The following is a 15,646-nucleotide window of genomic DNA, read 5'->3' on the forward strand; positions in this document are numbered from 1 at the left end:
CCTGGGTGGCTTGCGATGACGCTTGTGTCGTTACCTGCTTGATTCGAGTTGCCGCGCCTGCTGAAACCACGCCGCCGCGTGTTCGACCATCGGCTCGATCGCGGTGAAGCGCGGTCGCCAGCCGAGCACCCGCGCGGCCATCGTCGCGTCGGCATACAGGGCCGGTGGATCGCCCGGGCGGCGCGCGGCCAGCACCGTCGGCACGCGACGGCCCGTCACGGCCTCGACCGCGCGCAGCGCGGCGAGCACCGACGTCCCGTTGCCGGTGCCGAGATTCAGCGCGACGCTCGGGCCGCCGCCGCACAGATAGGCGGTCGCCTTCAGGTGGGCGTCGGCGAGATCGCTCACGTGCACGTAGTCGCGAATCGCGGAGCCGTCGGGCGTCGGGTAGTCGGTGCCCATCACGCGGAACGCGTCGCCGGTGCGCAGCGCCGCGCGGATCGCCAGCGGCAGCGCATGCGTTTCCGGCGCGTGACATTCGCCGATCTCGCCGTCCGGGTCCGCGCCCGCCGCGTTGAAGTAGCGCAGGGCGACCCATTTCAATCCGTAGGCGCGGTCGAAATCGGCGGCCATCCGTTCCATCGCGTATTTCGTGAAGCCATACGGATTGATCGGCCGCTGCGGCGTGCGCTCCGAGATCGGCAGCGCATCGGGAATGCCGTACGTCGCGCACGACGACGACATCACGATCCGACCGACGCCGGCCGCGTGCATCGCGCTCAGCAGCGTGCAGGTGCCTGTCAGGTTGACCGTGTAGTAGCGCTCGGGCGCGAGCACCGATTCGCCGACGTACGCGAGCGCGGCGAAATGGATCACGACGTCGGGCCGGTGCACGGCGAGCGCTTTCGACAGCGCGGTGCGGTCGAGGATGTCGGCCGCGACGAGCGGCCCCCAGCGGACCGCGTCGCGATGGCCGGTCGACAGGTTGTCGTACGCGACCGGCTCGTGTCCCGCTTGCGCGAGCGCCTTGCACGTATGGCTGCCGATGTAGCCCGCGCCCCCTGTCACGAGCACCTTCATGCGATCGCTCCGGTCCCGTGCAGCACCGGCGCGAGCCACAGTTCGCGGCTGAAATGGTCGACCGTGCGGCGCAGGCCTTCGTCGAGATCGATCGCGGGCCGCCAGCCGAGCTCCGTCGCGGCGACCGAGATGTCGGGTTTGCGCTGGTGCGGATCGTCGATCGGCAGCGGCCGGAACACGATCTCCGACGTCGAGCCGGTCAGCGCGAGGACTTGCTCCGCCAGCTCGATCATCGTGAATTCGCCGGGATTGCCGAGATTGACCGGCGTGCCGACGTTGCGCGGGGCATCCATCAGGCTGAAGAAGCCGTCGATCAGGTCGCTGACGAAGCAGAACGAACGCGTCTGCCGGCCGTCGCCGTAGATCTCGAGCGCGGCGCCGTTGAGCGCGGCGACGATGAAGTTCGACACGACGCGGCCGTCGCGCGGCGACATGCGCGGGCCATAGGTATTGAAGATGCGCGCGACGCGCACGTCGACACCGTGCAAACGGTAGTAGTCGTAGCACAGCGCCTCGGCCGCACGCTTGCCCTCGTCGTAGCACGCGCGCGGGCCGATCGTGTTGACGTTGCCGCGATAGGTTTCCATCTGCGGATGGACGCCCGGGTCGCCGTAGATCTCGCTGGTCGACGCCTGGAACACGCGCGCACCGGTCTTGCGCGCGAGCGCGAGACAATGGTTCATGCCGAGCACGTTCGTCATCATCGTGTGGACGGGATCGATCTGGTAGGTGGGCGGCGACGCCGCGCACGCGAGATTCCAGATTTCGTCCACCTGCAGTTGCGGCAGGCCGAGCGACACGTCGCCGTTCACGAATTCGAAACGGCCGGACGCCTTCAGATCGGCGACGTTGAGCTTGCGTCCGGTCAGCAGGCTGTCGACGCAGGTGACGAACGCGCCTTCCATCACGAGGCGCTCGCACACGTAGCTGCCGAGAAAGCCCGCGCCGCCCGTGACCAGTGCGTGCCGGCCGGCGCGCGCGTCGATCGCGACCCGGTCATTCATGGCTTTCTCCTTCGTCGAGCATCTGCAGGAACCACACGTCGATTGGCTCGACGGCGTCGCGCACGCGTGCCATCCCGCTGCACGGGTATCGCGTCGGCAGGCGCCGGTCCGCCTGTGCCGATGTCGACGAAGCGCCGCGACAGGCGCTCCGGTTTCGCTGACAACCCCGTTGATGCTTGAACGACGCAAGCGTCGATCGATCGGTGGTGATCTTCATCGCCTTTTCCCCGACACGCTGATTGACGAGCGGCCGCCGCTTGGTTTTCGTGTGCCTGGGCGTGCCGCTCGGTGAGAGCCGGACATCAGGCAATCGGCATGCCATGACCGACGCAGTCCCGCTGCATGCGGGCGTGGCCGTGCAATGGCCGTTCGGCCCGCGCATTTGTGTTTCACGCGTGAATCGTGGGGACAGGGAAGCGCCCGTGGCGAGCGCGGGATCGATACGGTTCGATACGACGAAATGCGCGATAAATCAGGCTTTTACAGGATTGAAGGTGTAAAAACCGTTTTTAATCGGCATGTTTCAGTGATGAGAATTGGGCAGGTAAAGGATCGAACATGTCTCTTCAATGAATTGATCGTCCGTGGCTCATGGATGAGGCGTGAATCGAGTGAAAACGAAAAGAAACGATGCGCTCGCTTGCGACAGGATCGCGTTTACATTTGTTTTAATTATTACGTCCGCAGAGCGCCGGATGACAAGGCTTTTTACCGCGTGATCGTGTCGGTATTTTCACGGATGAATCAAATTCGTTTCGAGTTTTGGGGTGAATCGGTGTTCCGGCCTTGTCGGCAGCCGTGCGACGTGGGGCAACGGACGCCAGGAACCTCGTTCGCCGGGGGAATGGACGGCATGCCGGCATGCGGTAACCCGCTGTTTGTCAGCGGAAACGCGCGAACCGCGGGCCATGCGACGAGGAACGCTTCTCAAGTTTGAAACACCGGTTCGCACGGGCGTCCGGCGGGCTTCGGCGGGCCGGATTCGTCCGTCAAATCACGGGATTGCGTCGCAATGTTCAATGATCGCCCCGAAGTGCCCCTCGTTATCGCGATACATTCCTGAAACAAAAAATGTCGTTCCAGGCGAAATGATCAGGCCACGCGGGCGCATGCCGCGCGCAGCGTCCGGTGGAATATCGCATGGCATGTGGTTTGCGACATTGGACGCACCGGCGAGCGGTCGACACGATGCAACAACGATGTGGGGGCGGCCAGTTCGTCATGAGCCAGTCGGGGAAGCGGCGATGAACACTATAAGCAGTGGCTTGATCCGCGCGTTTCTTGCGCACCATAGGGGTAGTCGGCACGATCGGGGTGTGGCTTGCGGCGCAGTGCCAGCGTCGCCGGTTGCGCCTTGCCCATTTCCCGCCCTCCGCGCGCGCCGCGTGCTGGAGCGACTGTCATTTCGCGCGACGACCGGTCGACAGCGGTGCTCGACTGCGTTCAGCGTGCGCGGAAGGGCTAGGTTGTTCGTGCTGGACAGCGTGGCGCCGATTCCGCTTCAACCGTGCAGAGCCGTTTCGATCGCGCCGGACCAGTGCCGGCGCCGGCCGGATTAGATCGAACGCGCATCGGCCGGATTATCCGGAAGGCCTTTCTTCGATCGCTCAGGGAGCAGACATGCCGTCTGGCTGCAATGCACGCCAGTTATCGCCCGGCTGACGGGCGCGTGACGAACGGCCGCTGCATTTTGCGGTAACGAAACCATTCGCGAATTTTCGATTCCGGAAATGGACGCCGGTGCCGGCGCCCGTTTTAGAAGGGGTATTGAAAATCGCGAAATGGAAGGCTGCATGCAGCATTTCGGTTGATTTTATTTGGGTGTTTTTAAATTGGCTCAATGTTCATAAAAATAATAGAAAACACCTACCAATAAATTTTGGACAACTTAAAAACATAAAACTAGACTTCGGCTGGCCAAAAGCAGAAGCGACAGTTCTAGATCCGGAAATAATTTCTCTATTTGATAGTGATCCTTATTTTTAAGGATTGCTCGAGGCAGGAAGATCGATGGCGTGCGGTCTTCCATGCTCATTCTGTCCACGCCGTTTTGGAGTCGACCATGAAGAAGCTTCTGATTGCAGCAGCAGTTCTGGCGGTTTCGGGTGCAGCGTTTGCCGGCAGCGGCACGGTGTCGAGCAGCAACTCGTCGAGCGGTGGCCAGACGATGGCCGGGGTCGTCGGGTTCGGCCACTTCTCCGCGACCGATTCGGGCTCGGCACTCGGCGCAGCCGGCGCAACGGCCGGTGGCGGCAGCAGCGGTTCGATCTCGTACACGAACCACACTCAAACGTCGACGGTCGGCGGCTTCGGCTTCGGCGGCGCACAAGCGGGCGGCAGCAGCGGTGCGAACGCCGGCTCGATCGGCTGGACGTATCACCACTAAGCCGCGACGCGTAGCGTTCGTCATTGGCTGGCGGTGCGGATGCCGGGCCTTGCCCCGTGCGGGCAGGCCCGGCTCCGCCGCCGTCGAACTTCCTCACAGCAAGGAATTGCTATGAAAGCCAAAGTCATTTTAGCGACAGCGCTCACCGTCATTTCGTCCGCTGCGTTGGCGGCCGGTTCGTCCACGACCAACCAGACGCAATCCGTTGCGGCGGGTGTTTCCGGTTCGGTGCTGGTCGGCTCGGGCAGCTATACCAGCAATTCGACCTCGACGGCCGGCGCGAATGCAGGCAGTACCGTGACACCCGCCGGCTCCGCCGGCACGGCGTCCGCGTATCACAACTCGACTTCGACGGCCAGCGGTTCGGGCACGAACGGAGGCGCGTTCGCGGCAGGCGGCGGTATCGGCGCCGCAGGCTCGTTCGCCGGCAACAGCAAGACGAACGAGAACGCGAATGCGCTGTCGGGAGGGGTGACTGCCACGATCGTACTCGGCGCGAACCACTACACCGCCACGGGTGCGAACGACAACGGCAATGCCAACGCGGGTGCCGTGGGACTGACGGGCAGTGGCGGGTCGGGCGCGATCGCGGGCTCGAATCACTACAACGCGTCGACCGTGTGGAGTACCGGTCCGGCCGGTTCGCCGTCCGCATCGGGCGGAAGCCAGGCCGACTCGAGCGCGACCGGGAGCAGTCATTAGTCAGGTGTGGGGGGACCAGTATCCCAGCGACGCTGGTCTCTTTTCCGCATTGTTGTCACGTAAGGAGTTGGCATGAAGCAGAACCTGATTGCCGCCGCTCTGATGCTCGCGTCTCTGACGGCGTATGGCGCCGACCGTGCCGCCGATGGTGGGCAATCGACTATGCAGACGTCAAACAACCCTGACCAGACAACCAAACCGTCAGAACAACACACGCTTTCGTCGGGCAGTGCCATCGGCGGACCGGACGCCCAGCAGTGGCAGGGCATGTCGGCCGGCTCGTGGTCCCAGCTGGGCAGCGGCTGGAAGCAGTTCGGGGAAGCAGCGAAAACTGAAGGCATTCAGGGGAATTAGTACGGTTGCCTGGGTGGGAGGTCAAACCTCGTCCGGAGAGTGAAATGAACAGCAACAGGATCAAGGTGGCATGTGCGGCGATGTTCGCGATGACCACGATCGGTGCCCAGGCGCAAACCGCCGATTCGACGTCGAGCGCGCAGTCGTCGACTTCGTCGACGGCGATCAGCCAGGGCGGCGGCTCGAGCATGAACACGAACACCACGAGCTCGCGCGGCGGCAATGCCACCAGCAGCAGCGGCGTGCGCGGCAGCGGCAATTCGAGCGTGAATGTCAACGTGACGATGCCGTCCGGCACGGCCGGCGGCAACGTGACGCCGCAGAGCGTGAACTCGCTGCAGTCCGCCGGTGCGCCCGGCACCAATCCGTACAACACCCAGATTTCGGAAAACGTCAACTACTCGGGCACGCAAACGATCAAGACGAATCCGTCGATCCAGGCGCCGGGCCTCACGACCACGCTGTCCGATACCTGCATGGGCTCGGTGAGCGTCGGCGTGTCGTTCCCGGGGTTCGGCGCGACGGGCGGCACGACGCTGGTCGACCAGGCCTGCGTGCGGCGTCTCGATGCGCGCGAATTCCGGGCGATGGGGCTGACCGACGTGGCGCTCGCGCTGCTGTGCCAGAGCGACGCGAACCGGCGCGCGGTCGAAGCGACCGGGCACCTGTGCCCGGGCACGACCGCGCCGCTCGCGCGTTCGAACGTGGCGCCCAGCGTCGAAGCGACCGTCGCGGACGACATCAAGTATCGCGATCCGATCGTGCGCGACCGGATGGGCCTGCCGCCGCTCGGCTCGGCGGCGCCGGTATCCGCCCCGACGCGCCCGATCGAGACGGCGTCGATGCGTGCCGCGCCCGTTTCGGTGCCGGTGCCCGTTCCGGTTCCGGCGCCCGCGCCGGTCGCCGTCGCGCCGGCAGTCGCGACGCCGACCGTTGCCGCGGCCGCACCGGCTGTCGCGGCGCCGGCCGCTGCCGCCGCCGTCCCGGCCGCCGCGGCACCTGCGGCGTCGGTCGCACCGGCCGCCGCGATGGCTGCCGTGCCGGCGGCAGCGGTCATCGCCGCGCCGGCCGTGGCGGACAAGGCATCGCCGGCGCCTGCCTCACCGATCGCCGATACGAAGGCGCCGGAGCCCGCTCAGCCGGTCGCCGACAAGGCGCCCGAGCCCGCGCCTGCCGTTGCCGACAAGGCGCCCGAGCCTGTCCAGCCCGTTGCCGACAAGGCACCGGAGCCGATGCCGGCCGCGACCGACACCGCGCAGGCCGCCGGCGAGCCGGTTGCCGAACCGATGCCGGCGGCGGCCGTCGTCGCGGCACCGGCATCGGCACCGGTAGCCGACGCGAAGGCAACCGAGCCGGCGCCGCAGGCAACGGCCGTAGCGCCCGCACCGGAAGCCGCGCAGCCTGCCGTTGCCGCGGCGCCGGCCGACGTGCCGGCAGCCGAGGCGAAAGTGCCCGACGCGGTCGAGCCCGCGGCCGCGGCCGCTGCGCCGCCCGCCGACATGCCGGCGTTGACCGATCCGGCGCAAGCATTGCCGCCGGCCACGGTCGACCAGCAGGCCGCCCCGGCCGCACCGGTCGCGCCGGCGCCTACCGTCATCTCGACGAGTACCTCGTCGTAGGCATGCGGACCGGTCTGCCGTGCGACCGGCGCGCCGGTCGAACGGCAGGCGGTCGGCCCGATGCCCGACAGTCTTTTCCTGTTTGACGGGTGTTGCTCCCATCCCCGAGGTCAACACCTCTTTTTGCGTGACGAGGATGCAAGGAGGCCTCAATCATGAGGATCTTTTTGGTCGCTTTGCTGCTGGTCGGCGTGCAAGCCGCCGCGCAGTCGGTTTTCCAGAATCCCGCGGTCTTCGTCATCCTGAACGAGCAGACGCTCGCGAACGCCGCGAGCGTGCAGCAGGCGCTGTCGACGCTCGGCCGTCCCGACAACACCGCGTGCGCGCCGATGATGATGATCGGCGACCCGCAGATGGTCTACATGATGCCGGAAGCGGGACACGCGCCGTCGTGGCAATCGCCGGCGTACGGCCGCGGTGCGCCGTTCGACGCGCAGAGCGGGCCGAAGCCGACCGGCAAGACGGTCGGCGCGATGCAGCACACCGAGGACATGCGGACGCAGCCGTGGAGCGACGGCAGCGCGATCACGCAGAAGATCGCCGGCGAGTCGAGCATCGCGGCGTCGGACCGGGTGAACGAATGGCGGCACGCCGGGCTCGACAGGATCGAGACGGCCCGCGCGTCCGACGTGACGGTGAACGGCAAGACCTACCGCGCCTATCGCGACGATCTCAACGGATCGGCGCAGCCCGTCGTCGAGCCGCAGATCTACACGCAGCGCGTCGTGTTCTGCCGATGACGCAGCATCGATTCGAGGACGGAGCGGCGGCGTGCCGCGCGGCCACGGGCCCCGCCACGCGCGACCGGACAACGGCCGCTCCGATGGACAACCTTATGCGGCGAGGCGAACGTGAACCATTGCTGTCAGCTCGGCATGTCGGGCCCGCAGGATGTGGAACGGGAGATGAGCGCGCTGCCGCTCCTCGCGGTCCGGCGCAATCATGTCGCACCGTCGCGGCCGCTCGTCTATCTGTCGCAGCAGCACGATGCCGCGCTCGTCGATGTGCTCGCGTCGCGCGGCTGGGAGGTTTGGCGTGCGAAAACCGTCGCGGACGCGCTGAATCTCGTCAAGGTGAACCGTCCGCATGCGGGCATCGTCGATTTCGGCAGCTTCGCGTCGCCGGACGTCGCGTCGTTCGAGGCGCTGCTGCGTGACCCGCGCGTCGGCTGGGTCGCGCTCGCCGACGGCGAGCGGCTGCGCAATATCACGATCGCGCGCCTGATCCGCCATTGCTGCTTCGACTACGTGCGCAACGCGACGGCCTACACGACGATCGGCTATCTCGTCGGCCATGCCTACGGGATGCTCGAGCTCGCGGACGACGACCCGGCCGCGGATGCTGCGCCGCCCGGCGGCGCGATGATCGGCGCGTGCGACGCGATGCGCCGGCTGTTCGCGACGATCCGCAAGGTCGCGAACACCGAGGCGGCCGTGTTCATCGCCGGCGAATCCGGCACCGGCAAGGAGCTGACGGCGGCGGCGATTCACCGGCAGTCGTCGCGTGCCGACGCACCGTTCGTCGCGGTGAACTGCGCGGCCATCCCGACGACGCTGCTGCAGGCCGAGCTGTTCGGCCACGAGCGCGGCGCGTTCACGGGCGCGCACCAGCGCAAGATCGGCCGCATCGAGGCCGCGCACGGCGGCACGCTGTTTCTCGACGAAATCGGCGACATGCCGTTCGAAAGCCAGGCGAGCCTGCTGCGGTTCCTGCAGGAAGGCAAGATCGAGCGGCTCGGCGGACATGCGTCGGTTCCGGTCGACGTGCGGATCGTGTCGGCGACCCACGTCGATCTCGAGGCCGCGATGCAGGCCGGGCGATTTCGCGCCGACCTGTACTACCGCCTGTGCGTGCTGCGGATCGACGAGCCGCCGCTGCGCATGCGCGGCCGCGACATCATGCTGCTCGCCGATGACGTGCTGCGGCGCTATCGCGGCGACGGCTCGTACCGGATTCGCGGCTTCACGCCGTGCGCGATCGAGGCGATCCACAACTATCCGTGGCCCGGCAACGTGCGCGAGCTGATCAACCGGATCCGCTTCGCGGTCGTGATGACGAACGGCCCGCTGATCTCGGCCGCCGATCTCGAATTGCATCCGTACACGTCGCTGCGGCCGCCGACGCTCGCGCAGGCGCGCCGGCAGGCCGAGCGGCACGCGATCGAGGAAACGCTGCTGCGTCACCGCCACCAGCATGCGGACGTCGCGGCGGAGCTCGGTATTTCGCGGGCGACGCTGTACCGTCTGATGATCGCGCACGGACTGCACGGCTGACGCGCCGCGGCGCGCGCCCGCTCAAGACCGCGCGGCGGCTGCCGTTAAAGCACGCAAAGGCCCGGCCGGAACGCGCGATCGATGCGCGCGCAACCGGCACGCGGCGCATCACGCTAATCGAGGTCATCGTGGCAGAGTGCAGTCAGTGCGGCAGGACGTTCCTGGTCGGCGGGCAGTCGATCGACGGCCGCCGCTATTGCAGCCCGGTGTGCGCAGAGGCGCATCCGGTCGTCGTCGAGGCGGAACGGATGCCTGACGCGAAGGTGCGGCAGTACGTCGACGACTGGCGCTACGGGCCCTGTCCGATCTGCTTGCGCGAAGGGCAGCCGGTCGACGTCCATGCGTCGCATCGCATCGTGTCGCTCGTGTTCGTCACGCGCTGGGCGACGCGGCGCCACGTGTGCTGCCGCCGGTGCGGCCGCAGGAAGCAGGCGCTCGCGCTGCTCGCGTCGGCCACGCTCGGCTGGTGGGGGCTGCCGTGGGGCATCGTGCTGACGCCGATCCAGCTCGCGCGCAATCTGCTGGGCCTGGCCGCGCGCGACCCGGAGGTCGCGACGCGGCAGTTCGAGGAACTCGTGCGGCGCAAACTGGCCGCCCGCCGGCTCGCACGCGCGCAGCGGGGCGCCGGCGCCTGACGCGGCCGTTAAGCCGGCCGTTCGAAGCCCGATGCGACCCAGCGCTCGGCGCTGGCCTTGTTGAGCTTGAAGCCGGCCGACACCTTCGCTTCGGCCAGCAGCTCGCCATACGGATCGCATGCCTTGAGCTGCGCATACGGCTCGAACTCGTCCGGCACGATGTCGAGCGTCACCGACACATCCTGCCCGGCTTCGTCCTGCACCGTCACTTCCTTGTGCAGCATCGCGCGCCGCTGCTGCTCGTGCCGCATCAGCACTTCGGTCGCGGTTTTCACGAGCGTGCGGAACGCGTTCGCGTCCATCGGCTTCGGGTTCTTCTTGTCGCGGCCCATGGTCCACGGCCCGACGAGCGCGGGCTCGGACTCGCCGTCCTTGACCATCTCGACGGCCCAGCCGTCGTCGTCTTCGTTCTTGATGATGCGGGCCGTCCAGCCGTTGTCGCGCCAGAGGCCGTCTTCGTGGATGGAGGTGTCGTCGGATTGCAGGTCGGAATCGGTCATGAGGAAAGCGGGCAGTACGGGCAAGCCGGCGAAGGGCGGGGCGCGCGGCCGGCAGCGGCGCGTCGCTCGCCGCCGGCGGGCCGGGATGGCATGCAAAGGCGCAATTTTACCTGCTGGCCGGCCGCGCGGCGCGCCACGCTGGCCGTCCGGCCGATGCCGCTGCACTCGAGCGCCGGCCGCCGGACGTCGAACCGGTGCAAATATCAAACCCGTATTACGGCTCCGGCAGCCAATTCGTACGCTGTCCGATATCGCGCTCGCACAGACGTTCATAGAATCGATATTCAGGCTAAAAATAGCCTGAGCATCCTTTCAACGCCCAACCGGCCGCCCCATTTCGCAGGATGGCCGGTGAACCACCAGGAACCGCGCATGAGGAAATTCAATGTTCGCATCGTCTTCGCATACGACTGGCCGCTGACGCTGGCCGGTATCGAGCAGATCGCCGGCAGCCGCTGCGCGATCGAGCTCGTCGCGGTCTACCGGAGCGCGGCCGAACTGGTTGCGTCGCTCGGCGGCGTCGACTGCGACATCGTGCTGGTCGACTATGCGATTCGCGGCGACGAGCAGATGGACGGCCTCGCGCTGTTCGACTGGCTGCGCCGCACGCGGCCGAACGTCGGGATCGTCGCGCTGGTCGCGAACGAAAACCCGCTGATCTTCCGGTCGATCCTTGCGAGCGGCGGCGTGAGCGTCGTCAGCAAGTACGACGAGGTCGGCCATATCGTCACCGCGATCCATTCGAGCTACAGCGGCGGGACCTACCTGTCGCCGTCCGTCCGGCGCGCGGTCGATGCACTCGGCTCGCGCGGCGACGCGCCCGTGAAGCTGTCGGCGCGCGAGATCGAGGTGATTCGCCTGTATCTGTCGGGCGTGCCGATCAAGACCATCGCGCAGCGCCTGAGCAAGGGCAAGCAGACGGTCAGCGCGCAGAAGATCAGTGCGATGAAGAAGCTCGGCGCGAGCAACGACGTCGAGCTGATTCACCGGGCGGCGGGGCTGGGGCTCGGCAGCGGCGAGGCCGCGCTGCGGGCGGGCGGCGCGGCGTGAGTGCGGGACAGGCGGGGCGGCGTCAGGCCGGCAATGCGAATCGCGTCACCGCGTCGCGCAGCGCCTCGGCCTGATCGCGCAGCGAATGCGCGGCCGCCGCGGCCTGTTCGACGAGCGCCGCGTTTTGCTGCGTGACCTGATCCATCTCGCCTACCGCGCGGTTGACCTGCTCGATTCCGGCGCTCTGCTCGCGCGATGCGTGGCTGATTTCGTCGAGGATCTCGTTCACGCGCCGCACCGACTGCACGATTTCGGCCATCGTCTCGCCCGCATGCGTGACGAGCGTCGCGCCGTGCTGGACCGTCTCGTTCGACGACACGATCAGCGACTTGATCTCCTTGGCCGCTGTCGCCGAGCGTTGCGCGAGCGAGCGCACTTCGGCCGCGACGACCGCGAAGCCGCGGCCCTGTTCGCCCGCGCGGGCCGCCTCGACGGCCGCGTTCAGCGCGAGGATGTTGGTCTGGAACGCGATTCCGTCGATCACGCCGATGATGTCGCCGATCTTGTGCGAACGGTCGGTGATTTCATTCATCGTGCGCACGACGTCGTCGACCACCGCGCTGCCGCGCGTCGCGACTTGCGCGGCTTGATCGGCGAGCGACGCGGCCTGCGCGGCGCTGTCCGCGTTCTGCTTCACGTTCGCGGTCATCTGGTCCATGCTCGACGCGGTCTGCACGAGCGCGGCCGCCTGTTCCTCGGTGCGCTGCGACAGATCCGTGTTGCCGGACGCGATCTCGCTCGCGCCGACGTTGATGTTCTCGGTGCCGGTCCGGACACGCGACACCATGTCGATCAACCCGCTCTGCATCGTGTGCAGCGCATGCAGCAGGCTGCCGCGATCGTCGTGCTTCACGACCACGCGCGCGGTCAGGTCGCCCTGCGCGATGCGTTGCGCGGCGTCGAGCGCCACTTCGAGCTCGCCGCCGAGGTTCGCGCGCACGCTTTTCAGCACCAGCACCATCACGGCGGTCGCGAGCGCGCCGAGCACGGCCGTCATCGCCAGCCAGCGGCCGACGCTCGCGAGCACCGCCGAGCGCACGTCGTTCATGTACATGCCGGTCACGAGATACCAGTCCCACGGCGCGAAGCGCTGCACCGCGCTGGTTTTTTCCTGCGGCTTGTCCGCGCCCGGCTTCGGCCACAAATATTCGACGAAACCCTTGCCGCCTTCCGCGTTGCCGGCCTTCACGATCTCGATGAACAGGTGCTTGCCGTCCGGGTCGGTGAAATTCGACACGTCCTTGCCGTTGAGGTCGGATTTGATCGGATGCATCACGATCACCGGCTTCGAATCGTTGATCGAGATGTAGCCGTCGGCACCGTGGCGCATCGCGGCGATCGCCTCGATTGCCTTCTGCTTCGCATCGGCTTCAGGCATCACGTTCTGCTGCGACAGCTTGTAGTAGTGGTCGGTCACGCTCGCGGCCTGCGCGACCAGCGACGCGAGCTGGTCGCGGCGGTCCGCGATCATCGACGCGCGGGTCTGCCATGCGCCGAGCCCGGCGATCACGAGCAGGCCGAGCCACAGGATGACGATCATCGAGGCGAGTTTCTGATTCAGGGAAAGATTGCGCATGGTATGAGATCGGTCAGTCGAGAAAGCTTGCCGGGACGGCGTGACGGGATATGTGTCTTGACGGCGCGCCATGCGCGGCGCCGTAGACGGGAAATCCCTTAGAAGCCGCCAGGTCCCTATGCCCGCGACACGGGCACGGCCATCTATGCATATGCATAACAGCGGCCGCTATACTGTCGGGCGATGGTCGGCGTCGCGCCCGCACGGGCGGCAGCGCGAGCACCGAACGAAACCGAAAGGAGGCAACGATGCGGATTCTGGTGGTAGGGGCCGGCGCGGTCGGCGGATACTTCGGCGGCCGGCTGGCCGCGGCGGGGCGCGACGTGACGTTCCTGGTGCGCGACGGCCGCGCCGCCGCGCTCGCGCGCGACGGGCTGCTGATCCGCAGCCCGCGCGGCGACCTGACGCTCGCGAACGTGCAGACCGTGCGCGCGGCCGACGCGGGCGCCGGCGCCGCGCCGTTCGATCTCGTGCTGCTGAGCTGCAAGGCGTACAGCCTCGACGATGCGATTCTGTCATTCGCGCCGTTCGTCAGGCCGCGGACGCTGATCCTGCCGATGCTCAACGGGATGCGCCACCTCGACGTGCTGCGCGAGCGCTTCGGCGCCGCGCAGGTGCTCGGCGGGTTGTGCGTGATCGCGGCGACGCTCGATCGCGAGCAACGCATCGTGCACCTGAACGACACGCACGGCGTGTCGTTCGGCGAGCTGGCCGGCGGCGAATCGCCGCGCGTGCGCGCGGTGGCCGACGTGCTCGGCGGCGCGGGTTTCGACGCGACGCTCAGCGACGACATCGCCGCGCGGATGTGGGACAAGTGGGTGTTCCTCGCGACGCTCGCCGCGAGCACGTCGCTGTTTCGCGGGTCGATCGGCGACATTCTCGCCGCGCCGGACGGCCGCCGCCTGCTCGAAACGATGCTCGCCGAATGCAGCGCGATCGCCGAATACAACGGCCACCGGCCCGACGCGGCGGCCAGCGAGCGGATGCAGCGGATGGTGCTGACGCCGTCGCCGCTGACCGCGTCGATGCTGCGCGACGTCGAAAACCACGCGCGCGTCGAAGCCGATCACGTGATCGGCGACCTGCTCGCGCGACGCGACCCGCAGGCGGCCGATACGCTGTCGCTGCTGCGGATCGCGTACAACCACCTGAAGACGTACGAGGTGCGCACGGCGCGCGAGCACGCGGTGGCGTAAGCCGGCACGGGCGACCGGCGCGGGCGGCCCCCGCGCCCGTTCCGCGCTGCAACAAATTTGCCATCCGGCGCCATTTCGGCCCACGGGCGGCAAAAAAGTATCGAAAATCAGGCGTAAAGTTGGTGGAGCCGCGCGCTCGATCGACCTACATTGCTTCCCATGCGACCGGTCGCGGTGCCGCGCGAAATATGCGGCGCACGCGCGCACAGCCGAACAGGCCGCAAGAGAACCATGGGAATGGAGACGCCAACATGATGCACCCCGATCTCGAAGTGGTCGACGTGCGACGCGACGAGTCGTTCAAGGTCTGGTCGCACGGCTACCCGTATCGCACGATCCGCTGGCATTTCCATCCCGAATTCGAATTGCACCTGATCGTGGCGACGCACGGCAAGTATTTCGTCGGCGATCACATCGGCTCGTTCGGCCCCGGCCATCTCGTGCTGCTCGGCCCGAACCTGCCGCACAACTGGGTCAGCGACATGGCCGAAGGCGAAACCGTCGAGCGCCGCAATCTCGTGATCCAGTTCGATCCGTCGTTCGTGCGCCGCTGCATGGACGCGTTTCCCGAATGCCGCGATGCGCAGGCGCTGCTCGACGATGCGCGGCGCGGGGTCGGCTTCGATGCCGCGACGAGCGCCGCGATCGCGCCGCTGTTCGACGAACTGCTGACCGCGCGGGGGATGCGCCGCATCGCGCTGTTCATGACGATCCTCGAGCGGCTGTGCGGCGCGGCCGAACGCACGCTGCTCGCGAGCCCCGCGTACGACCAGGCCGACGTCACGCCGACGCGGCTCAGCCACGCGCTGTCGTATATCGGCAAGAACCTCGCGTCAGAGCTGCGCGAATCCGATCTCGCGCAACTGACCGGGCAGAGCGTGAGCGCGTTCTCGCGCGCATTCCATCGCCATACGGGCATGCCGTTCGTGCAGTACGTGAATCGTCTGCGGATCGAGTCCGCCTGCCAGATGCTGCTCGCCGACGACGCGAGCATCACCGACATCTGCTTCCAGGCCGGCTTCAACAACGTGTCGAACTTCAACCGCCAGTTCCGCGCGGTGAAGGGGATGGCGCCGTCCGAATTCCGCGCGCTGCAGCGCCTGAACGCACGCAGCCGCGAGCTGGCGCTGCATGCGGCGCCTACCGGCAATCCGCTGCCGCCGCGCGTGCTGACGCCCGGGGCGCCCGAGCTCGCACCGCAGCCCGGATGACCGCCGGGCCGTTGCCCGCCTGAGTTTTTCCAACCGTTTTACCCAGCCGATCGCGTCGTTTACGTCGCGAGGGGCGCATTCACCCACGAAAAAGCCGCACACAATTCCGGAGACACCGTC

16 protein-coding genes are annotated in these 15,646 nt (G+C 67.3%); 11 read left to right on the forward strand and 5 right to left on the reverse strand.

The features are described 5' to 3' along the window. Window positions 1-30: 30 nt before the first annotated feature. Genes galE through HWX62_RS33105 form a run of 3 tightly spaced genes read right to left on the reverse strand, consistent with a single transcriptional unit; the run spans window position 31 to window position 2,241 of the window. Window positions 31-1,020, reverse strand: a complete 990-nt coding sequence (gene galE, locus HWX62_RS18900) for a UDP-glucose 4-epimerase GalE (protein ID WP_175931798.1) — start codon at window positions 1,018-1,020, stop codon at window positions 31-33. Continuing rightward, window positions 1,017-2,024: a UDP-glucuronic acid decarboxylase family protein gene (locus HWX62_RS18905; protein WP_175931799.1), complete on the reverse strand. Its 1,008-nt coding sequence runs from the start codon at window positions 2,022-2,024 to the stop codon at window positions 1,017-1,019. Before HWX62_RS18905 ends, galE begins: the two co-directional genes overlap by 4 nt. Beyond that, window positions 2,017-2,241, reverse strand: coding sequence for a hypothetical protein (locus tag HWX62_RS33105; RefSeq protein WP_244136062.1), 225 nt, complete (start codon window positions 2,239-2,241; stop codon window positions 2,017-2,019). Before HWX62_RS33105 ends, HWX62_RS18905 begins: the two co-directional genes overlap by 8 nt. Before the next feature lie 144 nt (window positions 2,242-2,385). On the opposite strand from HWX62_RS33105, the gene HWX62_RS18915 reads away from it, so the two are divergent. The 8 genes from HWX62_RS18915 to HWX62_RS18950 all read left to right on the forward strand — a co-directional run bounded on the left by HWX62_RS18915 (window position 2,386) and on the right by HWX62_RS18950 (window position 9,993). Further along, a complete protein-coding gene (locus tag HWX62_RS18915; RefSeq protein ID WP_208458652.1) occupies window positions 2,386-2,961 on the forward strand; it encodes a hypothetical protein in 576 nt (191 codons plus the stop codon). A gap of 1,125 nt (window positions 2,962-4,086) precedes the next feature. Then, window positions 4,087-4,410 (forward strand): hypothetical protein, encoded by a 324-nt coding sequence (locus tag HWX62_RS18920; protein ID WP_175931801.1) that lies wholly within the window; start codon window positions 4,087-4,089, stop codon window positions 4,408-4,410. A gap of 111 nt (window positions 4,411-4,521) precedes the next feature. Beyond that, the gene (locus tag HWX62_RS18925; protein ID WP_175931802.1) at window positions 4,522-5,112 is read left to right on the forward strand and encodes a hypothetical protein; all 591 of its coding nucleotides are present in this window, start codon (window positions 4,522-4,524) and stop codon (window positions 5,110-5,112) included. A gap of 72 nt (window positions 5,113-5,184) precedes the next feature. Continuing rightward, the gene (locus tag HWX62_RS18930; RefSeq protein WP_175931803.1) at window positions 5,185-5,466 is read left to right on the forward strand and encodes a hypothetical protein; all 282 of its coding nucleotides are present in this window, start codon (window positions 5,185-5,187) and stop codon (window positions 5,464-5,466) included. Window positions 5,467-5,510: 44 nt separating this feature from the next. Next, window positions 5,511-7,085 (forward strand): chemotaxis protein CheA, encoded by a 1,575-nt coding sequence (locus HWX62_RS18935; protein ID WP_175931804.1) that lies wholly within the window; start codon window positions 5,511-5,513, stop codon window positions 7,083-7,085. 155 nt (window positions 7,086-7,240) lie between these two features. Continuing rightward, window positions 7,241-7,825, forward strand: a complete 585-nt coding sequence (locus HWX62_RS18940; RefSeq protein ID WP_175931805.1) for a hypothetical protein — start codon at window positions 7,241-7,243, stop codon at window positions 7,823-7,825. A gap of 165 nt (window positions 7,826-7,990) precedes the next feature. Continuing rightward, on the forward strand, window positions 7,991-9,358 hold the full coding sequence (locus HWX62_RS18945) for a sigma-54 dependent transcriptional regulator (RefSeq protein WP_244136063.1): 1,368 nt from the start codon (window positions 7,991-7,993) through the stop codon (window positions 9,356-9,358). Between the two features lie 128 nt (window positions 9,359-9,486). After that, a complete protein-coding gene (locus HWX62_RS18950; RefSeq protein ID WP_175931807.1) occupies window positions 9,487-9,993 on the forward strand; it encodes a hypothetical protein in 507 nt (168 codons plus the stop codon). Between the two features lie 8 nt (window positions 9,994-10,001). Here HWX62_RS18950 and HWX62_RS18955 read toward each other — a convergent pair whose 3' ends face one another. Next, the gene (locus HWX62_RS18955; RefSeq protein ID WP_175931808.1) at window positions 10,002-10,493 is read right to left on the reverse strand and encodes a hypothetical protein; all 492 of its coding nucleotides are present in this window, start codon (window positions 10,491-10,493) and stop codon (window positions 10,002-10,004) included. Between the two features lie 372 nt (window positions 10,494-10,865). Here HWX62_RS18955 and HWX62_RS18960 point away from each other — a divergent pair, with 372 nt between their 5' ends. After that, entirely contained in the window at window positions 10,866-11,543 is a 678-nt protein-coding gene (locus HWX62_RS18960; protein WP_175931809.1) for a response regulator transcription factor, read from the forward strand. Between the two features lie 22 nt (window positions 11,544-11,565). Here the strand turns inward: HWX62_RS18960 and HWX62_RS18965 are convergent, their stop codons facing one another. After that, the gene (locus HWX62_RS18965; protein ID WP_175931810.1) at window positions 11,566-13,119 is read right to left on the reverse strand and encodes a methyl-accepting chemotaxis protein; all 1,554 of its coding nucleotides are present in this window, start codon (window positions 13,117-13,119) and stop codon (window positions 11,566-11,568) included. 248 nt (window positions 13,120-13,367) lie between these two features. Between HWX62_RS18965 and panE the strand changes: the two genes are divergently transcribed. Both panE and HWX62_RS18975 read left to right on the forward strand, forming a co-directional pair. Then, a complete protein-coding gene (gene panE / locus HWX62_RS18970; protein WP_175931811.1) occupies window positions 13,368-14,315 on the forward strand; it encodes a 2-dehydropantoate 2-reductase in 948 nt (315 codons plus the stop codon). 251 nt (window positions 14,316-14,566) lie between these two features. Then, a complete protein-coding gene (locus tag HWX62_RS18975) occupies window positions 14,567-15,526 on the forward strand; it encodes an AraC family transcriptional regulator (protein WP_175931812.1) in 960 nt (319 codons plus the stop codon). Window positions 15,527-15,646: the final 120 nt, after the last annotated feature.

The organism is Burkholderia sp. BCC0506 (genome assembly GCF_902833145.1).
Classification (GTDB): Bacteria; Pseudomonadota; Gammaproteobacteria; order Burkholderiales; family Burkholderiaceae; genus Burkholderia.